The 19,300-nt window shown below is 73.8% G+C and carries 17 protein-coding genes; 13 read left to right on the forward strand and 4 right to left on the reverse strand.

Annotation, left to right across the window (positions count from 1 at the left end; genetic code table 11):
* Positions 1–105: 105 nt before the first annotated feature.
* From DEI81_RS12180 to DEI81_RS12205, 6 genes are all read left to right on the forward strand, one after another.
* The gene (locus DEI81_RS12180; protein ID WP_111011007.1) at positions 106–1,491 is read left to right on the forward strand and encodes an MFS transporter; all 1,386 of its coding nucleotides are present in this window, start codon (positions 106–108) and stop codon (positions 1,489–1,491) included.
* 135 nt (positions 1,492–1,626) lie between these two features.
* A complete protein-coding gene (locus DEI81_RS12185; protein ID WP_111010983.1) occupies positions 1,627–3,171 on the forward strand; it encodes a Mur ligase family protein in 1,545 nt (514 codons plus the stop codon).
* A 239-nt stretch (positions 3,172–3,410) separates the two neighbouring features.
* Positions 3,411–4,622 carry a zinc-dependent alcohol dehydrogenase gene (locus DEI81_RS12190; RefSeq protein ID WP_111011008.1) on the forward strand — a complete coding sequence of 404 codons (1,212 nt, stop codon included), beginning with the start codon at positions 3,411–3,413 and terminating at the stop codon, positions 4,620–4,622.
* Positions 4,623–4,715: 93 nt separating this feature from the next.
* Positions 4,716–6,191, forward strand: a complete 1,476-nt coding sequence (glmU, locus tag DEI81_RS12195) for a bifunctional UDP-N-acetylglucosamine diphosphorylase/glucosamine-1-phosphate N-acetyltransferase GlmU (RefSeq protein WP_111010984.1) — start codon at positions 4,716–4,718, stop codon at positions 6,189–6,191.
* 8 nt (positions 6,192–6,199) lie between these two features.
* Positions 6,200–7,177: a ribose-phosphate diphosphokinase gene (locus DEI81_RS12200; RefSeq protein ID WP_111010985.1), complete on the forward strand. Its 978-nt coding sequence runs from the start codon at positions 6,200–6,202 to the stop codon at positions 7,175–7,177.
* Between the two features lie 6 nt (positions 7,178–7,183).
* Positions 7,184–7,972 (forward strand): putative protein N(5)-glutamine methyltransferase, encoded by a 789-nt coding sequence (locus tag DEI81_RS12205; protein ID WP_111010986.1) that lies wholly within the window; start codon positions 7,184–7,186, stop codon positions 7,970–7,972.
* Between the two features lie 85 nt (positions 7,973–8,057).
* Here DEI81_RS12205 and DEI81_RS12210 read toward each other — a convergent pair whose 3' ends face one another.
* Positions 8,058–9,038, reverse strand: coding sequence for an aldo/keto reductase (locus tag DEI81_RS12210; RefSeq protein WP_111010987.1), 981 nt, complete (start codon positions 9,036–9,038; stop codon positions 8,058–8,060).
* A gap of 162 nt (positions 9,039–9,200) precedes the next feature.
* Here DEI81_RS12210 and DEI81_RS12215 point away from each other — a divergent pair, with 162 nt between their 5' ends.
* On the forward strand, positions 9,201–10,232 hold the full coding sequence (locus tag DEI81_RS12215; RefSeq protein ID WP_111010988.1) for a zinc-dependent alcohol dehydrogenase family protein: 1,032 nt from the start codon (positions 9,201–9,203) through the stop codon (positions 10,230–10,232).
* 30 nt (positions 10,233–10,262) lie between these two features.
* On the opposite strand, the gene DEI81_RS12220 is transcribed toward DEI81_RS12215, so the two are convergent.
* The gene (locus tag DEI81_RS12220) at positions 10,263–11,366 is read right to left on the reverse strand and encodes a hypothetical protein (RefSeq protein WP_111010989.1); all 1,104 of its coding nucleotides are present in this window, start codon (positions 11,364–11,366) and stop codon (positions 10,263–10,265) included.
* A 91-nt stretch (positions 11,367–11,457) separates the two neighbouring features.
* On the opposite strand from DEI81_RS12220, the gene DEI81_RS12225 reads away from it, so the two are divergent.
* On the forward strand, positions 11,458–12,042 hold the full coding sequence (locus tag DEI81_RS12225) for a TetR/AcrR family transcriptional regulator (RefSeq protein WP_111010990.1): 585 nt from the start codon (positions 11,458–11,460) through the stop codon (positions 12,040–12,042).
* On the opposite strand, the gene DEI81_RS12230 is transcribed toward DEI81_RS12225, so the two are convergent.
* Positions 12,029–13,606 carry a molybdopterin-dependent oxidoreductase gene (locus DEI81_RS12230; protein ID WP_111011009.1) on the reverse strand — a complete coding sequence of 526 codons (1,578 nt, stop codon included), beginning with the start codon at positions 13,604–13,606 and terminating at the stop codon, positions 12,029–12,031. The two genes, DEI81_RS12225 and DEI81_RS12230, sit on opposite strands and share 14 nt — an antisense overlap.
* Before the next feature lie 292 nt (positions 13,607–13,898).
* Here DEI81_RS12230 and DEI81_RS12235 point away from each other — a divergent pair, with 292 nt between their 5' ends.
* The 3 genes from DEI81_RS12235 to DEI81_RS12245 all read left to right on the forward strand — a co-directional run bounded on the left by DEI81_RS12235 (position 13,899) and on the right by DEI81_RS12245 (position 15,616).
* The gene (locus DEI81_RS12235) at positions 13,899–14,567 is read left to right on the forward strand and encodes a hypothetical protein (protein WP_111010991.1); all 669 of its coding nucleotides are present in this window, start codon (positions 13,899–13,901) and stop codon (positions 14,565–14,567) included.
* A 222-nt stretch (positions 14,568–14,789) separates the two neighbouring features.
* A complete protein-coding gene (locus DEI81_RS12240) occupies positions 14,790–15,107 on the forward strand; it encodes a putative quinol monooxygenase (RefSeq protein WP_111010992.1) in 318 nt (105 codons plus the stop codon).
* Complete coding sequence (locus DEI81_RS12245) at positions 15,104–15,616, forward strand: gluconokinase (RefSeq protein ID WP_258368699.1); 513 nt, start codon at positions 15,104–15,106, stop codon at positions 15,614–15,616. The genes DEI81_RS12240 and DEI81_RS12245 overlap by 4 nt, the downstream gene beginning before the upstream one ends.
* Positions 15,617–15,733: 117 nt before the next feature.
* Here DEI81_RS12245 and DEI81_RS12250 read toward each other — a convergent pair whose 3' ends face one another.
* Entirely contained in the window at positions 15,734–16,633 is a 900-nt protein-coding gene (locus tag DEI81_RS12250) for a LysR family transcriptional regulator (RefSeq protein ID WP_181435408.1), read from the reverse strand.
* 182 nt (positions 16,634–16,815) lie between these two features.
* Between DEI81_RS12250 and DEI81_RS12255 the strand changes: the two genes are divergently transcribed.
* Both DEI81_RS12255 and DEI81_RS12260 read left to right on the forward strand, forming a co-directional pair.
* Positions 16,816–17,838 carry a hypothetical protein gene (locus DEI81_RS12255; protein WP_258368702.1) on the forward strand — a complete coding sequence of 341 codons (1,023 nt, stop codon included), beginning with the start codon at positions 16,816–16,818 and terminating at the stop codon, positions 17,836–17,838.
* A complete protein-coding gene (locus DEI81_RS12260) occupies positions 17,835–19,196 on the forward strand; it encodes an NtaA/DmoA family FMN-dependent monooxygenase (RefSeq protein WP_111010995.1) in 1,362 nt (453 codons plus the stop codon). Before DEI81_RS12255 ends, DEI81_RS12260 begins: the two co-directional genes overlap by 4 nt.
* Positions 19,197–19,300 lie beyond the last annotated feature (104 nt).

The following is a 19,300-nucleotide window of genomic DNA, read 5'->3' on the forward strand; positions in this document are numbered from 1 at the left end:
TGCGCCCCTCCCGTCCGGCTCCGGTCGGCCGTGTCAGCGTGTGCGATCACCGCCGACCGCCAGCGCCGCGACCCGCGCGACACCCGGCTCCGCTACGGTTCGCCCATGGCAGCAACGGCGCCCCCGCAGCGCACCGACCGGCGTGGCCTCGTGGCGTGGGCGCTCTGGGACTGGGGATCGGCCGCGTTCAACGCCGTCGTCACGACGTTCGTCTTCAGCACCTACCTGGCCAGTCGCGCGTTCGTCGACCCCGCCCTCGTCGCGCACGAGCACGGTGCAGCCGGGCGGCGGGCGGTCGAGGCAGCCCTCGCCCACAACGCGACCGTGGTGTCGGTCGCGCTGACGATCGCCGGCGTCGTCGTCGCGCTCATCGCACCGGCGATCGGCCGGTTCGCCGACGCGTCCGGGCACCGGAAGCGGTCCGTGCTGCTCGCGACGATCGGCATCGTGCTGAGCATCGGGTGCATGGTGTTCGTCGCGCCCGCCCAGCCGTACCTCGTGCTCGGGGCGTCCCTCCTCGGCATCGGCACGGTCGCGTACGAGATCGCCAGCGTCGGCTACAACGCGATGCTCGGGCAGGTCGCCCCCGAGGGCCGGACCGGCCGGGTGTCCGGCATCGGCTGGGCCGCCGGGTACTTCGGGGGCATCGTGCTGCTCGTCGTCCTGCTCGTGCTGTGCATCCAGGACTTCGGCTCGCCCGACCGCGCGGGACTGCTCGGCCTGCCGTCGACCGTGGCGGGTGGGGAGTGGAGCGTCCGGGTCGCGATCGGCATCGCCGCGCTGTGGCTCGCGGCCTCGTCGGTGCCGCTGTTCGTCGTCGTGCCCGAGGCCACCCGCGGACCGGCGCGGCGCAGCGGCGTCCTCACCGCCTACGCCGACCTCGGCCGCGACGTCGCCCGACTGTGGCGGGAGCGGCGCGACCTCCTCATGTTCCTCGTCGCGAGCGCCGTGTTCCGCGACGGCCTCGCCGCCGTGTTCACGTTCGGGGCGATCATCGCCGCGCAGGTGTTCGAGTTCTCGTCGTCCGAGGTCATCCTGTTCGCGATCGCGGCGAACGTCGTCGCGGGCATCGCCACCGTCGTGTCCGGACGGCTCGACGACCGCTTCGGCTCGCGCGCGCTCATCCTCGCCGCGCTCGTCGGACTCGTCGCGTGCGGCACGGGCGTCCTGTTCATCGGCACCGCGCAGCAGGGATTCTGGGTGCTCGGCCTCGCGCTGTGTCTGTTCGTCGGCCCGGTGCAGTCGTCGAGCCGCGCCTACCTCGCGCGCCTCGCGACCCCCGGGCGCGAGGGCGAGCTCTTCGGTCTGTACGCCACCACGGGCCGGGCGGCGAGCTTCCTGGCACCCGCGCTGTTCGGACTCGCCGTGACGATCGGCGGATCCACGCGGTTCGGCATCCTCGGCATCGTCGCGGTGCTGCTCGCCGGGCTCGTGCTCATGCTCTTCGTCCGGGTGCAGCGCGCGCAGCCGGCATCCCTCGGGCGGGCCTGAGCCGACGCCCCAGTCGGGTGCGCGGGGCAGCACGCGTCCCCCTCCTCGCCGTCGCCTGAACGGCACGTACCCCGACCCGCACCTCTCCGGCGTAGCGTCGCGCTGTCCTGAGCCACGACGACGAGGAGTCGACCGGTGTCCGATGCGTTCCGGCCCCGCAACCCGACGGGCACCACGCTCCGTGCCGTCGCCGAGGTCGTCGGCGCGACCACGCCGACCGCCGTCCCCGACGACCTGCGCGTGACCGGCGTCGCCGTCGAGGACGGCGAGGTCCGCCCCGGGGACCTGTTCGTCGCGATGCCCGGTGCCCACACGCACGGCGTCCGGTTCGTCCCGGCCGCGTTGTCGGCGGGGGCCGTCGCGGTCCTCACCGACGCAGCGGGTGCCGAGGCGCTCGCGGCGTCGACCGTGCCGATCCTCGTCGTGCCGTCACCCCGCGCCGTGCTCGGTCGGACGGCGGCGGTCGTGTTCGGGACGTCCGCGCCGTCCGCGACCCTGTTCGGCGTCACCGGCACGAACGGCAAGACGTCGAGCGTGTACCTGCTCGACGCGGTCATGCGCCGACTCGGGTGGCGGACCGCGCTGACCTCCACCGCCGAGCGCCACGTGGGCGACCGGGTCATCGCGAGCCGGCTGACGACCCCCGAGGCGAGCGAGCTCCACGGGTTCCTCGCCGCGGCCCTGGAGCACGGTGCCGACGGCGTCGCCCTCGAGATCAGCGCGCAGGCCCTGTCCCGGCACCGGGTGGACGGGGTCGTCGTCGACGTCGCCGGGTTCACGAACCTCAGCCACGACCACCTCGACGAGTACGCCGACCTCGACGCGTACCTGGCGGCCAAGGCGCTCCTGTTCCGCCCCGACCGATCGCGGCGCGCGGTCGTGTCGCTCGACTCGGCCGCCGGTGCGCGCATCGCGGCGTCCGCCGAGGTCCCCCTGACGACGATCACCTCGCGCCCGGACACGGCCGCCGACTGGCACGTCACCGTCCTCGAGCAGCGCCCGGACGCCACGCGGTTCCGGCTCGACGGCCCCGGGGGAGCGACCGTCACCACCGAGGTGCCCCTGCTCGGCGTGCACATGGCGGCGAACACGGGACTCGCGATCGTCATGCTCGCCGCCTCGGGCGTGCCGTTCCCGGACCTCGTGCGCGCGGTCGGCGCTCGGCTCGACGTCGACGTCCCCGGGCGCATGGCGGACGCGTCCGCGGCCACCGGGCCCCGGGTCTTCGTCGACTTCGCGCACACCCCCGACGCGTTCGAGAAGAGCCTCATCGCGATGCGGGCGTTCACGGCCGGGCCGCTCGTCATGGTCGTCGGCGCCGACGGGGACAAGGACCCGACCAAGCGCGCGGGCATGGGCGAGGTCGGGGCCCGGCACGCCGACGTCGTCATCGTCGCGGACCACCACCCCCGGCACGAGGACCCGGACGCCATCCGTGCGGCGATCCTCGCCGGCGCGTGCGGGGCGGGCACCGACACGACCATCCTCGAGATCCCCGATCCGCCCACCGCGATCCGCGCCGCCCTCCGCCACGCGGGAGCGGACGGGGCCGTGTACTGGGCCGGCCCCGGGCTGACCGACTACCGCATCATCGGCGACGAGCACGTCCCCTACTCGTCGTACGAGGACGCCGGGGTGGCGCTCGCCGAGGCCGGTTGGGGCGTCGGCGTCGAGGCCTGAGGCGGCGGCGCGGCCCGCGCGGCCAGGACCGGGTCCGGGAGGCCCGGCAGCGGGTCCGGGAGGCCCGGCACCGCGTCCGACGTCGCCGACGTGCGCCGTGCCTCCCGGCCGGACCGCCGACCCTGGCAGTGCCGTCCCCCGGGCTCGCACCGGCATCCGCGTACCGTCCAGCGCGCCCCGAGATCCGGGGATCCGCGACGCTCGTGCACGAGGCGCGGCAGGACGTGAGGAGCACGCTCATGAAGGCAGTCGTCTGGCACGGCATCGGCGACATCCGACTCGACGAGGTCCCCGAGCCGACGATCCAGGACCCGCACGACGCGATCGTCCGCGTCACCCGGAGCGCGATCTGCGGCACCGACCTGCACTTCGTCCGCGGGACGATGGCCCCGATGCAGGAGGGCACGATCCTCGGTCACGAGGCCGTGGGCGTCGTCACGCAGGTCGGCGACGCCGTCCGCGGATTCAGCGCAGGCGACCGCGTCGTCATCAACTCCACGATCTCGTGCGGCGCCTGTCGGTACTGCCGGACGGGCAAGACGGCGCAGTGCGACGTGGCGAACCCGAACGGTCCGCAGGCCGGCACGAGTTTCTTCGGTGGCCCGGTGTCGACCGGTCCCGTGGACGGACTCCAGGCCGAGTACGTGCGCGTCCCCTGGGCGCAGAACACCATGCACGGGTTGCCCGAGAACGTGAGCGACGAGCAGGCGATCCTGCTGTCCGACATCTTCCCGACCGGGTGGTTCGGCGCCGAGCTGGCCGGTGTCAGCCGTGGTGACGTGGTCGTCGTGTTCGGAGCGGGCATCGTCGGGCAGTTCGCGATCGCCTCGGCGTTCAAGCAGGGCGCGGGTCGCGTGATCGTCGTGGACGGCCAGGAGACCCGGTTGGCCCAGGCCCTGGCGCAGCACGCCGAGGTCGTCGACTTCAACCGCGAGGACCCCGTCCAGGCGGTCATGGACCTGACGAACGGGATCGGCGCGGACTGCGTCATCGACGCGGTCGGGGTCGACGCCGAGCGCCCGAAGCAGGGACCCGCCGCGGTCTCCGCCGACGAGGCCGAGCAGTTCGACGCCGAGGTCGCCTCGATCGCTCCCGACGCGCAGCCTCGGGGCGACCAGTGGAAGCCGGGCGACGGACCCTCGCAGGTCGCGCGCTGGGCGGTGCAGGTCGTCGCGAAGTACGGCCGCATCGGGATCATCGGCGTGTACTCGCCGACCGTCGACGCCTACCCGATCGGCGAGGCCATGAACAAGAACCTCACGATCCGTGCGGGGAACTGCGATCACCACTCCGTCACGCCGCCGCTCATCGACCTCGTCGCGAGCGGGCAGTTCGACCCGACGACCCTGATCACCCAGCACGAGGCCATGACGGACGCGATCGCGGCGTACGAGGCGTTCGACCGGCGCGAGGACGGCTGGACCAAGGTGGAACTGACGCTCGTCGGCTGACCGACGGCGTGTCGGCCGGGAGGCGCGGCACCGGACCCGACGCCGGGCCCGTGTGTCGTCCCTCCCGGCCGCGAACCGGGCCAGGATGGGAGCATGACCGACCAGCCGATCGCCGTGGTCGTCCTCGCCGCCGGGCAGGGCACCCGCATGAAGTCCGCGACCCCCAAGGTGCTCCACCGGCTCGCCGGACTCCCGCTCATCGCCCACGTGCTCCGCACCGCGGAGTCCCTCGCACCGGCGCACGTGGCGGTCGTCGTCCGGCACGAGCGCGAGCGCGTCGCGGCCGAGGTCACCGAGCGCATGCCGGACGCCCTCGTCGTCGACCAGGACGACGTCCCCGGCACCGGCCGTGCCGTCGAGGTGGCGGTCGCCGCGCTCCCGGCCGACTTCGACGGCGTCGTCGTCGTGCTCAGCGCGGACGTGCCGCTGCTCGACGCGGCGAGCGTCCGGGCCCTCGTGCAGCAGCACACCACCGCGGGCGACGCCGTGACCTTCGTCAGCGCGATCGCGCCCGACCCGACCGGGCTCGGACGGATCCTCCGCGACGAGCGGGGTGCGTTCACGGGGGTCGTCGAGCACAAGGACGCCACCGACGAGCAGCGCATGATCACCGAGGCGAACGCGGGCATCTACGCGTTCGACGTCGCGCAGCTCCGCGCCGTCCTGCCGTCGATCGGCACCGACAACGCGCAGGGCGAGAAGTACATCACCGACGCGCCCGCCCTCATCGCCGCCCGGGGTGGTCGCATCGACGTCCTCACCCTGTCCGACCCGTGGCTGGTCGCCGGCGTGAACGACCGCGCCCAGCTCGCCGACGCGGGGCGCGAGCTCAACGCCCGGATCGTCCGCGCGCACCAGCTCGCCGGCGTCACGATCAAGGACCCGGCGACGACGTGGATCGACCTCGACGTCACGATCGAGCCCGACGCCGAGATCCTGCCGGGCACGCAGCTCGAGGGTGCCACGGCGATCGCGGCCGGCGCGGTCGTCGGGCCGGACACGACGCTCCGCGACACCGAGGTCGGGCCCGGGGCGACCGTCGTCCGGACCGATGCGACGCTCGCGGTCGTCGGTGCGGGGGCGACCGTCGGGCCGTTCGCGTACCTCCGGGCCGGGACGTACCTCGGCGACGACGGCAAGATCGGCACCTTCGTCGAGACGAAGAACGCCCGCATCGGCCGCGGCAGCAAGGTGCCGCACCTGTCGTACATCGGGGACGCCGAGGTGGGCGAGGGCTCGAACATCGGCGCGAACACGATCACCGCGAACTACGACGGCGTGCACAAGCACCGCACCGAGGTGGGCTCCCACGTCCGCACCGGCTCGCACAACGTCTTCGTCGCCCCGGTTAGGATTGGGGACGGGGCGTACACGGGAGCGGGAACGACGGTCCGCAAGGACGTCCCCGCCGGCTCGCTCGCCATCAGCTACGCCCCGCAGCGCATCACCGAGGGCTGGGTCGAGGAACATCGGCCCGGAACCCCTGCTGCCGAGGCCGCTGCGGCCGCGGGGGCACGACGCGCGTCCGCCCCATCCCCCCAGAGCGCGACCCCGCGGGTCGAGGAGTGAGCACACAGGTGTCCGGAATCAAGATGACCGGCCAGAAGCGACTCGTGCTGGTGTCGGGCCGAGCGCATCCGGAGCTCGCCGAGTCGATCGCGGACGAGCTCGGGCTCGACCTCGTCCCGACGGACGCCCGGACCTTCGCGAACGGCGAGCTCTACGCGCGGTTCGACGAGTCGGTCCGCGGCTGCGACGCCTTCGTCATCCAGTCCCACACCGCGCCGATCAACGAGTGGCTCATGGAGCAGCTCATCATCGTGGACGCCCTCAAGCGCGCGTCGGCCAAGCGGATCACGGTCGTCGCGCCGTTCTACCCCTACGCCCGTCAGGACAAGAAGGGCCGCGGGCGTGAGCCGATCTCGGCCCGCCTCGTCGCCGACCTGTTCAAGGCCGCCGGCGCCCACCGGATCATGAGCGTCGACCTGCACGCACCGCAGATCCAGGGGTTCTTCGACGGCCCGGTCGACCACCTGTTCGCGATGCCCGTGCTGCTCGAGCACTTCCGGCAGCTGCTCGACCCCTCGACGCTCACGGTCGTGTCGCCCGACATGGGCCGCGTCCGCGTCGCCGACATCTGGAGCGAGAAGCTCGGCGCGCCGCTGGCGATCATCCACAAGCGCCGCGACCCGCTCGTGCCGAACCAGGTCACCGTCCACGAGATCGTCGGCGACGTCTCGGGCCGCTGGTGCCTGCTCGTCGACGACCTCATCGACACCGGCCGGACGATCGCCAAGGCGGCCGAGGCCCTCAAGGCGAACGGGGCGGTCGGCGTCGTGGTCGCGGCCACGCACGCGGTGTTCTCCGACCCGGCGACCGAGCTGCTGCAGAGCGAGTTCATCGACCAGGTCGTCGTCACCGACACCCTCCCGCTCGCGCCCGACAAGCGCTGGGACCGCCTGACGATCCTGCCGATCGCGCCGCTCATCGCCCGCGCCATCCACGAGGTCTTCGACGACGGCTCCGTGACCTCGATGTTCGACGGCGCAGCGTAGCGGCGCATGCCCGACCACGACCCGGCCGCGCACCGCGCCCTGACCGCCCGACTCCGCGCGGCCGGCAGCGTGTTCGCCGAGGACGAGGCCACGGTCATCCTCGACGAGGCGGACGGCGACGCGGTCCGGCTGCGGAGCCTGCTGCAACGGCGCCTCGCGGGCGAACCGCTCGAGGTCGTCGTCGGGTGGGCGTCGTTCTGCGGGCACCGGGTCCGGGTGGTGCCCGGCGTGTTCGTGCCCCGTCGGCGGACCGAGCTCGTCGTCGAGGAGGCCGCCCCGTTCCTCCAGGTCGGCGACAGCGTCGTGGACCTGTGCTGCGGCGTCGGCGCGATCAGCGTCGGCCTGATCGTGACGGTGGGGCTGCTGGACCTCGTCGCGGTGGACATCGACCCGGACGCGGTCGAGGTCGCGGCCGAGAACCTGGCCGGCCGTGCCGTGGCCGTCGTCGGCGACCTGTTCGAGCCGCTGCCGGACCGCCTCCGCGGCGCCGTCACGGTCGTGGCGGTGAACGCGCCCTACGTGCCGACGGACGCCATCGCGCTGATGCCGCCGGAGGCGCGTGAGCACGAGCGCCGCGTCGCGCTCGACGGCGGCGCCGACGGGCTGGACGTGCACCGGCGGATCGCCGCGGGCGTCGGCGAGTGGCTCCGCCCCGGCGGCGCCGTCGTCATCGAGGTGAGCGAGGAACAGGCCGACGCATCCGCCGCGCTCTTCGCGGCCGCCGGCCTGGAGGCGCGGATCGCTCGAGACGAGGACCGTGACGCCACGGTCGTCGTCGCCGTCCGCCCCGCCTGACCGTCATTCCCGCGAGATCGCAGTCGATGCCGTTCTCAGGGTGGCCTGAGCGGCAACGACTGCGATCTCGCGGGATGGGCCCGGGTCAGAAGAACGTCGGCTGCCGGCCCACGTAGTGCTCCTCGAGCGCCGCTGCCTCGTCGTCGGTCAGGTGGACGTCGAGGGCAGCCGCGGCGTCCTCGATGTGGTGCACCTTGGTGGCGCCGACGATGGGCGCGTCCACGACCGGGTTGCGCAGCACCCACGCGAGCGCGACCTGCGCCATGCTGACCCCGCGCTCGTCGGCGATCCGCGCCACCGCGTCGACGATGCCCTCGTCCGAGTCGAGTCGGACGGGGTTCCCCTTCGGGTCGCGTTCCGGCTCGTCACCGGCACGGGCGGTGTTCTGCTCGCTCCACGGGCGTGCCAGCTTGCCGGCCTGCAGGGGACCCCACGGGATCGACCCGACGCCCTGGTCCGCGAGGAGCCCGAACATCTCGCGCTCCTCCTCGCGCTGCACGAGGCTGTACTGGTTCTGCATGGACACGAATCGCGTCCACCCACCGAGGTCCGCTGCGGCCTGCAGCTTGGCGAACTGCCACGCCCACATGCTCGACGCACCGATGTAGCGCACCTTGCCCGCCTGGATGACGTCGTGCAGGGCCTCCATCGTCTCCTCGACGGGGGTGTCCGGGTCGAACCGGTGGATCTGGTAGAGGTCGATCCAGTCGGTGCCGAGTCGCTGCAGCGACTTGTCGACCTGCTCCAGGATCGCCCGACGGCTCAGTCCGGACTCGCCGGGGCCCGGGCCCATCTCACCGAACACCTTCGTGGCCAGGACGACGTCCTCGCGGCGGGTGTACTCGCGGATCGCCGCGCCGGTGACCTCTTCCGAGCTGCCGCGCCCGTAGACGTTCGCGGTGTCCCAGAAGTCGATGCCGAGCTCCACCGCCCTCCGGAAGATCGGCTCCGCCGCCGCGGCGTCGAGCGTCCAGGTCTGCTGCTCGTTGCCGTTGCCGAAGCTCATGCAACCGAGGGTGATGCGGCTGACCCGCAGGCCGGTCGGTCCGAGGTGGGTGTACTCCATGCGGTCGTCTCCTGACGTCGTCGTCGTGCTCCCCTGTGTACACGCCGCACCCCTCCGCGAGATCGCAGTCGTCGCCGTTCTGCGGGCCTCCAGAGCGGCGACGACTGCGATCTCGCGCAACGGGGCACGCCGCCCGCCCGTCGGGGCTGCGAGGATTGGCGCATGCGCGCAGTCCGGTACGACGCCTTCGGTGCCCAGCCCTCCGTCGTCGAGGTCGACGCCCCCGCCTGTCCGCCCGACGGCGTGGTCGTCCGAGTGGCGGCGACGGGCGTGTGCCGCAGCGACTGGCACGCCTGGCGCGGACACGACGACTCGGTGCACCTGCCGCACGTCCCCGGGCACGAGTTCGCGGGCGTCGTGGCCCAGGTCGGTCCGGACGTCCACGAGCACCGCGTCGGTGACCGGGTGACGGCGCCGTTCGTGTTCGCCTGTGGCACGTGCGACGAGTGCCGCGCCGGGGCGACGCAGGTGTGCACGCGTCAGGAGCAGCCTGGGTTCACGCTGCCCGGGTCGTTCGCCGAGCAGGTCGTGGTGCCGCACGCCGACCTCAACCTCGTGCCGCTGCCCGACGCGATCGGGTTCGTCGAGGCCGCGGGGCTCGGTTGCCGGTTCGGCACGGCCTACCACGCCGTCCACGCGCGCGGGCGGGTCCAGACAGGGGAGTGGGTCGCCGTGTACGGCTGCGGCGGGGTCGGGCTGTCCACGATCGTCGTCGCGCTCGCGGCGGGGGCCCAGGTGATCGCGGTCGACGTCGCTCCCGCGGCGCTCGAACGGGCCCAGGCGCTCGGCGCCGTGACCGTGCCGAGCGGGCCCGACGCCGTCGAGCGGGTGCGCGCGCTCGCCGGGGGCGGGGTCCACGTTTCCTTCGACGCGTTCGGCAGCCGGAGCACGTCGAACGCGGCGATCGAGAGCCTCCGCCCACGGGGGCGTCACGTCCAGGTCGGGCTGCTGCTCGGCGCCGAGGCCGAGCCCGCCGTCGCGATGGGCCGCGTCATCGCCCAGGAGCTCGAGCTGCTCGGGAGCCACGGGATCGCCGTCTCGGAGTACGCGGCCATGCTCGCCGCGATCGTGTCGGGGCACCTGCGGCCGGACACCACGGTCGGCCGGACCATCGGGTTCGAGGAGCTGCCCGCGGCGCTCACCGGACTCGACGGACCCGCCGCGGTGCCGGGGATGACCGTGGCGGTGCTCTGACCCTGGCGGCCGGTGTCGTCGACACCCCGCTCACGCAGGCGCGTCGACGACGACGCCGCCAGCGGCGACCGCCAGGTCGGCGCCGAACACCACGCCGGGCGTCGCAGCGCCCGGTCGGCCCTCGCCCTGGAGGAGCCGTGTCGCGACCTCGACGGCGGCTGCGGTCGTGAACACGGACGCGTCACCGAGCCGCAGCCAGCCCTCGCGCACGCGGCCGTCCGGCCACTCGACCCGTGCGTGGCCCCACGACGACGCCCGAGGGCGAGGTCGGTCCTCGAAGCGGATCGCGGACAGGCGCCCGACGACGAAGCGCCGCACGGGGGCGATCCGGAACAGGGCGGTCGCGAGCGGGAGGACGGCGCGCACCGCGGGGTTCGCGGGGGCGAGGGCCGAGGCCGCGACCACGTCGTCCGCGTCGCTCGCGAGCCAGGCCGCGAGCAGTTCACCGCTCGCGCCACTGCCGGTGCCGACCCGGTCCCCGTCCGGCGTCGTGATGGTCCGGTAGTCCGTGACGACCCGTCGCGTGCGGACGAGTCGACCGTCCTGGACCTGCGCTCCGCCGAAGGCCGCGACGTCGGCGATGGACTCCGCCAGGGCACTGCCGAGGGTCCCGGCTTCGGTCGCGACCGAGGCGATCGCGTCGACCCGGACGCGCCGCGGCCGGGGCTCGCCGTCGCACAGGCGCACGACGACGCTCTCGACCGCGACCACCCCGAACCCGGCGCCCGGCACGAGGACCTGTCCCGCGACTGCCGCGCGACGGTCCTGCCGCAGGACGTCGTCGACCGCGGCGTACTCGTTCGACAGGTCGAGGTAGTGCGTGCCGCGTGGGAGCGCCCGGACGACCGGGAGCGCGGTCCGCGTGAAGGGGCCCACGGTGTTGACGACGACCCCGGGTCGTTCCCGTCCGATCGCCGCGAGGAGGTCGCTGAACCCGCCGACGACCATCCGGGGACTGCGCGCGGCCGGGCCGTGTCGCTCGGAGGCGACGGCGGACAGGGCGTCCCGGACCTCCTCGAGCCGCGCTCGGTCGCGCGCTGCGAGCACCACGGGGACACCGCGGGCGTGGAGCTCCGCCGCGATCGCCCGTCCGGTGCGCCCCGTGGCCCCGAGGACCATGACCTCGTCGTGCATGTCGTGCTCCGCCCGTCCCGCGTGCCTCGATGACACGTCGTGTCGTCACGATACACGTGATGACACGCCGTGTCGTGAGTAGGATCGACGGGTGGCTCGATGGGATCCGGATGCACGAGCGCGCCTCGAGCAGGCCGCGCTCGAGCTGTTCCGTGAGCAGGGGTTCGCCGCGACCACCGTCCCGCAGATCACCGCGCGCGCCGGCCTCACCACCCGGACGTTCTTCCGGCACTTCGCCGACAAGCGCGAGGTCCTGTTCGGGTTCGAGGACCAGTTCCCCGCGGTGGTGGCCGAGCTGCTCGCCCAGGCGCCGCCGGACCTCGCGCCGATCGCCCTCATCGCAGCGGGGCTGGAGACCCTGGCCGAGACCCGGTTCCAACCCCTGCGCGAGTACCTGCTCACCCACCGTGCGGTGGTCCGGAGCGACGAGCGCCTGCGCGAACGCGAGCTGACGAAGCATGCGGCGCTCGCCCGGGCCGTCCGTGCCGGGTTCGTCGAGCGCGGCGAGGACGACCTGTCCGCCACGCTCGCCGCCGAGGTCAGCGGTGCCGTGTGGTGGGTGTCGCTCGACCGGTGGCTCGACGAGGACGGTGACCGCGCGTTGGTCGCGGTCGTCCGCGAGACCATGGCGCGGTTCCTCGCGATGACGGGCGGCGGCGACCTCAGCTCGCGGTGACGCCCACCGAGTGCCAGCCGCTCGCCCCGTTCGGTGCCGGCGCCCGCTCGACGCTCGTCTGCACCGTGCCGTCCGCGCTGATCGCCCGGACCGTCAGGGTGTGCGGCCCGTGCGTCGGCGTCCAGTCGCGGAGCACCCACTGCCGCCAAGTGTCCGCGGACACCGAGTCCGCGAGCTCGGCGTCGCGCCATGCTCCGTCGTCGACGCGGACCTGCACGCCCCGCACGCCGGTGTGCGGCTGCCACGCCACCCCGGCGACCGCGACCCGCTCGCCCGCGCGCACCGTGCCTCCAGACCGTGGCGTGTCGATCCGCGACTCGAGCTTGACCGGCCCGTGCGCGCTCCACCCGCGGGGTGTCCAGTAGCCCTCGGCGTCGGCGAACCGCGTGACGGTGAGCTCGGTCACCCACTTCGTGGCGGACACGTAGCCGTACAGGCCGGGGACCACCATGCGGACCGGGAACCCGTGCTCGGCGGGCAGCGGCTCGCCGTTCATGCCGACCGCCAGGATCGCGTCCGTGCCGGCGTCCTGCAGCACGTCGAGGGGTGTGCCCGCGGTGAACCCGTCGACGCTCCGCGAGAGCACCATGTCCGCCGACGCGTGCGGGCCGGCCTCGGCGAGCAGGTGCCGGATCGGGTACCCGAGCCAGAGCGCGTTGCCGATGAGGTCGCCGCCGACCTCGTTCGAGACGCAGCTCATGGTGGCCATGTGCTCTTCGAGCGGCCGGGCGAGCAGGTCGGCGAACGAGATCTCGACGTCGTGGTCGACCATGCCGGTGATCCGGAGCTTCCAGGTGTCGGGATCGACCGACGGCACGCGCAGCGCGGTGTCGATCCGGTAGAACTCGGCGTTCGGGGTGACGTACGGCGTGATCCCGTGCACGCCGAGACTCGCGCCGGCCGGGACCGCGCGCTCGTGCACGGTCGGTGTCGGCAGGTGGACGGCGCGCTTGACGGCCGCTGCGGCGGAGCTCGCCGCGTCGACGACGCGCGCGCCGGCCCCGACGACGAGCGCGGTGACGCCGAGGGTCAGCGTCCACCCGAGGAACGCCCGGCGTTGCACCGCGGGGGAGCCCGTCATCGTGCTCGCTGCGGTCGGGGTCGCGTCCTGCTCGGCGGCGGCGTCCCACCGCCGGAACCGCTGCATGCCCAGGCGGAGCGTGACGACCGCCGCGAGGACCCCGACGACCGAGGGTGCACCGTCGAGGCTCCCGCTGCCGGAACGGGTCATCACCGCGACGAGTGCGATCACCCCGCCGATGGCGAACACGACGGTGCCGAACGGCGGACGACGACGCTCGAGGACGCCCGCCGCCGCGGTGATCAGGGCGAGGAGCACTGCCATGAGGACGAACAACGCCGCCTTGTCGCCCGTGCCGAACAGCGTCACCATGAGGTCCTTCACCCACCGCGGCGCGAGGTCGATCGCGGCCGAGCCGACCGCGACGAGCGGACTGCCGGCACCGTTGAGCAGGAGCGCGACGATCTCGGCGACGGCGAGGAACACGATCCCGGCCACGAGCCCCACGGCCGCGGCGGCGATCGTCCGTGTGCGGTCGGGCAGGTGCGGCGGGCGGTCGACGGATTCCGCGGCAGGGGGCGCCGCGACGGCAGTACCGGGTGCGCGGCGGTCGGCACCGGGCGCGGGGCGGTCGGCACCGGTTGCCGTGCGATCCGCACCGGGCGCGGGGCGGTCGGCACCGGGCGCCGGGCGGTGGTGTCGAGCGGCGTCGCGCTGGTCCGGGTCCTCGGTGCTCACGGGGCGATCGTAGGCGGGTCCTCTGGCGGTTCCCCGGGTCGCCGGACCCCCCGAACTCGGCGCTTCGCCGGGGACCGCTGCGTGCGAGGATCGGACGGTGACCACCCACCTCGGCCCGGACCGCCGCATCGCGCGCGGCGTCGACCGCTGGGCGATCGTGCGGTGGGGCGTCGTCGTGGTGTGGGTGGCGCTGCTCGTCGTGCGGGTGACGGTGGTGACCACGGATCCCGCCGCGGACCTCCGTGTGCTCGGGGTCGTGCAGTTCCTCGCGACGCTCGTGGGGGTGCTCATCGTGGCGCTCGGCGTCGGCATGTCATGGTCGAAGCGCGTCCGGACGACCGACGTGTCGCTCGGACGGGCGATCCGCAGCATCGACCCGACCGTGCGGCTCGTGCCAGCGGTGCCGACGAGCGAACTCCGCGACCTCGTCGGGCGCGCGCATCCCGAGGTCGCCCTCGGGCGCCACGTCGTCTGGGGGTTCGGCGCGACCGAGGCGTCCCTGTGGCAACTCGACGGCCGCCAGGCCCTGCGGGTGCTCGTGGTCCGGTGGACGCGGGTCGTGCACGTCGGTGTCGAGGACCTTCCCGACGGCTCCTCGTCCCCCCACCGTGCGGTCATCGCCATCCACTTCCACCGTCCGGACGGCACGCCCGCGGTCGCGACGTTCGCGGTGCGCCGCGCGCTCGGGTCGCTGCGGCTGCTCGGCCGTGGGCCGGCGCTCGACCGGCTCAGTGCCGACCTCGCCGCCGAGCGCGTCGTCCTGTAGGCACGCCCGGCCGACCGCTGCTCGCGAGATCGCACAACGCGCCGCTCACTGCTCGCGAGATCGCACAACGCGCCGCTCAGCTCGTGACGTGAGCGACATGTCCTGCGCTCTCGCGCTCGCGCCGCGCCCCGCCACGGCCGATCCCATTGCCTCTCGCCGCCGCGAGCGCGAGCCTCCGGACGCCCTGGGAGCGGCGCACCCACCGGTTCGTACTGTGGGCCCATGACCGATCCGATCGTCGTCGTCGCGACCTTCCGTCCGAAGCCCGAGTCCGTCGCGGACCTGACCGCCGCCGTGCAGGAGTACGTGCCGGTCGCACAGCAGGACGAGGGCAACCTCCGCTACGCGCTGCACGAGGCCGGCGAGGGCGTCCTCGTGCTCATCGAGCAGTGGAGCGACCAGCAGGCCCTCGAGCAGCACGGCGCCGCGCCCGAGTTCACCGCCTTCACGCAGCGCGTGCAGCCGTTGCTCGCGAGTCCGCTCGAGGTCCGGGTCCTCCGCCCGGTGCCGCTCGGCGACGACGCCAAGGGCGCGCTGTGACCGGTCATCGCCCCGTCGTCGTCATGGGGGTGTCCGGTTCGGGCAAGACGACCATCGGCTCCGCCCTCGCGCGCCACTGGGAGGGCACCCAGTTCGTCGACGCCGACGACCTGCACCCCCAGGCGAACAAGGAGAAGATGCGGTCCGGGCATCCCCTGACCGACGAGGACCGCTGGCCGTGGCTCGACATCTGCGCGGCCCGCATCGCCGCGATCGAGGCCCAGGGGCAGCGCTGCGTCATGGCGAACTCCGCGCTGAAGCGGGTCTACCGGGACCGCCTCCGTTCGACGAACCCCGACCTGTTCTTCGTGTTCCTCACCGGCGACGAGGACGTCATCGCCGAACGGCAGCGCCGTCGGCACCACGAGTACATGCCCGACTCGCTGCTCGGCTCGCAGCTCGCGACGCTCGAGCCGTTGCAGGCCGACGAGGCCGGGCTCGTCGTCCGGATCGACCAGACCCTCGAGTCCGTGATCCAGAGCATCGACAGCGCCCTCGTCACCCGCTGACCGGCCAGCCGGAGCCGGCTGGAGCCGGCGAGGCCCGAAGGCCCCGGCACCGGCCAGGCCCGAGGGGGGCGGCGCTGGCGAGGCCCGAGGGGGCCGGCGCCGGGGCCACAGCGCCGGTCAGACGGCCGGGTCGGCCCAGGACCGGCGGACGCGCTCGACCAGGTCCAGGACGTGCGCGCGGTCGTCGTCGCGTCGGCGGACCATGGCGACGGTGACCGCCGGGAGGCCCACCATCGGCACGAACGCGAGTCCCGTGCCCCCGGCGTTCTCGGCCACCGTCGTGCTCGTGAACGCCATGCCCCGCCCGGCCGCCACCTGCGCGAGCATCTCCTCGACCGTCCGCGCCGGGGGTCCGACGACGACGGGAGCCCACCCGTCCGGCCGTGCCGCCGCGATCCAGAAGTCCCGGTCCGAGGCGGCGTCGACGATCGGCTCGTCGTCGAGGTCCGCGAGCGCCAGTGCCGTGCGTCCGGCGAGCGGGTGGTCGGCGCGGAACACGGCGACGAGGTCGCGCGTGCCGAGGACCGTGGCGACCCAGTCGGCCTCCGCGAACCCGGGGGAGAGCTGCGCCACGAGCACGTCGACCTCACCCGCCGCGAGCCGCTGGTGCTCGCTACCCCACGGGACGTGCTCGAGCACGACCTCGACGTCGGCGGCCTCGCCCTCGCGCACGGCGAGACCGGTCAGGGCCCGTGGCGCGCTCGTGCCGAACCCGACGACGACGCGCGGCCGGGCGGCGACCCGACGAGCCCGGGCCACCGCACGCTCCGCGGCGGCCAGGACGGCGACGGCGTCGGCGTGGAACGCGTGCCCCGCCGGGGTGAGCCGCACACCGCTCCCGGGCGTCCGGCCCCGGCGGTCGACGAGTTCGACCCCGAGGACGTCCTCGAGTCGTCGGATGGCCTGACTCAGGGCCGGCTGCGACACCCCGGTCACGGCGGCAGCGGCGGTGAACCCCTGCTCGGCGACGAGCACGACGAACGCGCGGAGGAGCCGGAGGTCGAGGTCGACGGGCACGGCGTGGTCCTCCTCGCTCGCGCGCTCCGCGCGTTTCCGGCGTGTAACGGATCCGGGCCCGAGTGCGGCGCCGCACCGCGCCGATCCCCGTGTCGGCGGGCACATCAGCGCTGCTTATGGCCCCAGTGGCGCATCCTATGCGACAGCCGTGGTGCCCTCGCCCTACGCTGCCGGACGTGCAGATGCCGGTCCACCCCACCGCCGACGACCGGCTCCGCGCCCTGCCGAAGACCCATCTCCACGCGCACCTCGACGGCAGCTACCCGGTCGACGCGGTCCGCGCCCTCGCGACGCGACGCGGCCTCCCGTTCCACCGGCCGGAGCGGTTCGCCGACGTCTGGGCGTTCTTCGACGCGTACGGCACCGTCCCGGCCCTCGTCGCGACGCACGAGGACCTCGCCGCACTCTGCCGGGCACTCGTGCACGCCGAGGCCGCCGAGGGCGTCCGGTACCTCGAGCCCGCCGTCGAGCCGCAGCTGTACGCCGAGCGTCTCGGCGGGAACGAGCAGGTCCTCCGCACCGTCCTCGCGGCCTTCGCCGAGGCGGCCGCCGACGCCGCCGCCGCGGGCACGCCCGTCGAGGTCGGTGCCGACCTGACGCTCAACACCGACGCCGACGCGGACCTCGCCGACGAGCTCGGTGCGCTCGCCGCCCGGTTCGCCGGCAGCGGCGTCACCGCGCTCGGCACCGCCTGCTTCGACGAGGACGGCGACCTGGCCCCGTTCGTCGGTGCGGCGCGCGCCGCACGGGCGGCGGGCCTCCCGGTCGTGAGCCACGCGGGCCAGACCGGCGGACCGGACCGCGTGACGGCCGTGCTCGACGTGCTCGGTGCCTCCCGGATCTCGCACGGGTTCCGAGCGGTCGAGGACGCCCGCGTCACCGATCGGCTGGCGACCGAGGGGATCGTCTGCGACGTCTGCCCGGTGTCGAACGTGCGGCTCGGCGTCGTCGCCGACCTCGCGTCGCACCCCGCCCCGATCCTCGTCGAGCGCGGGGTGCCGGTGACCCTGAACGCGGACGACCCGCTCTGGTTCGGGGCCACCGTGTCCGACCAGTACGCGATCGCCCGCACGACGTGGGGGTTCGACGACCAGGCCCTGGCCGACCTCGCGCGCACCGGCACGCGGGCCACCGGGATGTCCGCGGACACCCGCGACCGATTCGACCGTGAGCTCACCGCGTGGCTCACAGGAGGGCGAGCATGACGAAGGAACTGTTCCTCGGCGCGTTCGAGATCAACGGCGTGAACCTCACGAGCCAGGGGCTCTGGGCGCACCCGGACAACACGACGTGGCGCTACAAGGAGCTCGAGCACTGGACCGACCTGGCCCGCATGCTCGACGACGGCGGGTTCGACTTCATGTTCCTCGCCGACTCGTACGGGTACCCGGTGATCGACGGCGTCGTGCCCGACGTGGCCTTCGAGCAGGGCGTCGAGATCCCGAAGAACGACCCGATGCTCCTCGTCCCCGCCATGGCCGCGGCGGCCCCACGCCTGTGCTTCGGCGTGACGTCGTCGACGAGCTTCGAGCCGCCGTTCGCGAACGCACGCCGCTTCGCCACGCTCGACCACCTGACCCGCGGCCGCATCGCCTGGAACGTCGTCACGACGTCGAGCGCGGTCGTCACGGAGCTGTTCGGCAAGGACCGCTACGTGCCGCACGACGAGCGGTACGCGATCGCGCAGGAGTACCTCGAGCTGAGCTACGCGCTCCTCGAGGGCTCGTGGGAGGACGACGCCGTCCTCGCCGACAAGGGCGCACGTCGGTACGCGGACGCGAGCAAGGTGCACAAGGTGGTGCACCACGGCCGGTACTTCGACGTCGAGGGCTACGCCAACACCGAGCCCGGGCCGCAGCGCACGCCCGTGCTGTTCCAGGCCGGCGCGTCGTCATCGGGTCGGGCCTTCGCCGCGGGCAACGCGGAGCTCGTGTTCCTGCAGGGCAAGGACGCGCCCTCGTTGGCCGCGCAGGTCACCGACATCCGCACCCGCGCCGAGCAGGCCGGGAGGGCCGGGACCGACATCCGCACCGTCTCCGGTCTGTCGGTCATCACCGCACCGTCCACCGCGCAGGCGGAGGACCAGCTCGAGGAGTACCTCTCCTACGTCGACCCGGACGCCGCACGCGTCTACTACGCGAGCATGACCGGCATCGACCTCGCCGCGCTCGACCCCGAGGGCTCGTTCTCGGACGTCACCACCGAGGGCGGCCGGACCCAGGTCGAGCGGTACAAGGGCACGTCCGTGCGCGAGGCCACCGCGGACTTCATCCGGAACGGCATGCGCGAGTTCGTCCTGACCGGCACGCCGACCGAGGTCGTCGACCGCATCGAGGCCCTGGTGACCGACACCGACCTCGACGGCTTCAACTACACGCCCTACGTCACGCCGGGTTCGTACCGGTCGTTCATCGCCGACGTCGTGCCCGAACTCCGTCGTCGTGGCATGCTGCCCGAGACGCCCCGCACGGGCACGTTCCGCGAACGACTCTCGGGACGCGGCCCGCACCTCCCCACCAGCCACCGGGCGGCACGGTTCCGGCACCAGCCGGCCACCGCCTGACCAGCCGGGAGGTGCGGGGCCGGACCCCACACCCTCCGCACCTCCCGGCTGGTCAGGCGGTGGCCGGCTGGTGCCGGAACCGTGCCGCCCGGTGGCTGGTGGGG

Source organism: Curtobacterium sp. MCBD17_013, from assembly GCF_003234565.1.
Lineage (GTDB): Bacteria > Actinomycetota > Actinomycetes > Actinomycetales > Microbacteriaceae > Curtobacterium.

Bases quoted from the DNA above. Each gene is read 5' to 3' on its own strand.
- DEI81_RS12180 (WP_111011007.1), top strand. From the start codon at position 106: ATGGCAGCAACGGCGCCCCCGCAGCGCACCGACCGGCGTGGCCTCGTG.
- DEI81_RS12190 (WP_111011008.1), top strand. From the start codon at position 3,411: ATGAAGGCAGTCGTCTGGCACGGCATCGGCGACATCCGACTCGACGAG.
- glmU (WP_111010984.1), top strand. From the start codon at position 4,716: ATGACCGACCAGCCGATCGCCGTGGTCGTCCTCGCCGCCGGGCAGGGC.
- DEI81_RS12205 (WP_111010986.1), top strand. From the start codon at position 7,184: ATGCCCGACCACGACCCGGCCGCGCACCGCGCCCTGACCGCCCGACTC.
- DEI81_RS12210 (WP_111010987.1), bottom strand. From the start codon at position 9,038: ATGGAGTACACCCACCTCGGACCGACCGGCCTGCGGGTCAGCCGCATC.
- DEI81_RS12215 (WP_111010988.1), top strand. From the start codon at position 9,201: ATGCGCGCAGTCCGGTACGACGCCTTCGGTGCCCAGCCCTCCGTCGTC.
- DEI81_RS12220 (WP_111010989.1), bottom strand. From the start codon at position 11,366: ATGCACGACGAGGTCATGGTCCTCGGGGCCACGGGGCGCACCGGACGG.
- DEI81_RS12240 (WP_111010992.1), top strand. From the start codon at position 14,790: ATGACCGATCCGATCGTCGTCGTCGCGACCTTCCGTCCGAAGCCCGAG.
- DEI81_RS12255 (WP_258368702.1), top strand. From the start codon at position 16,816: ATGCCGGTCCACCCCACCGCCGACGACCGGCTCCGCGCCCTGCCGAAG.
- DEI81_RS12260 (WP_111010995.1), top strand. From the start codon at position 17,835: ATGACGAAGGAACTGTTCCTCGGCGCGTTCGAGATCAACGGCGTGAAC.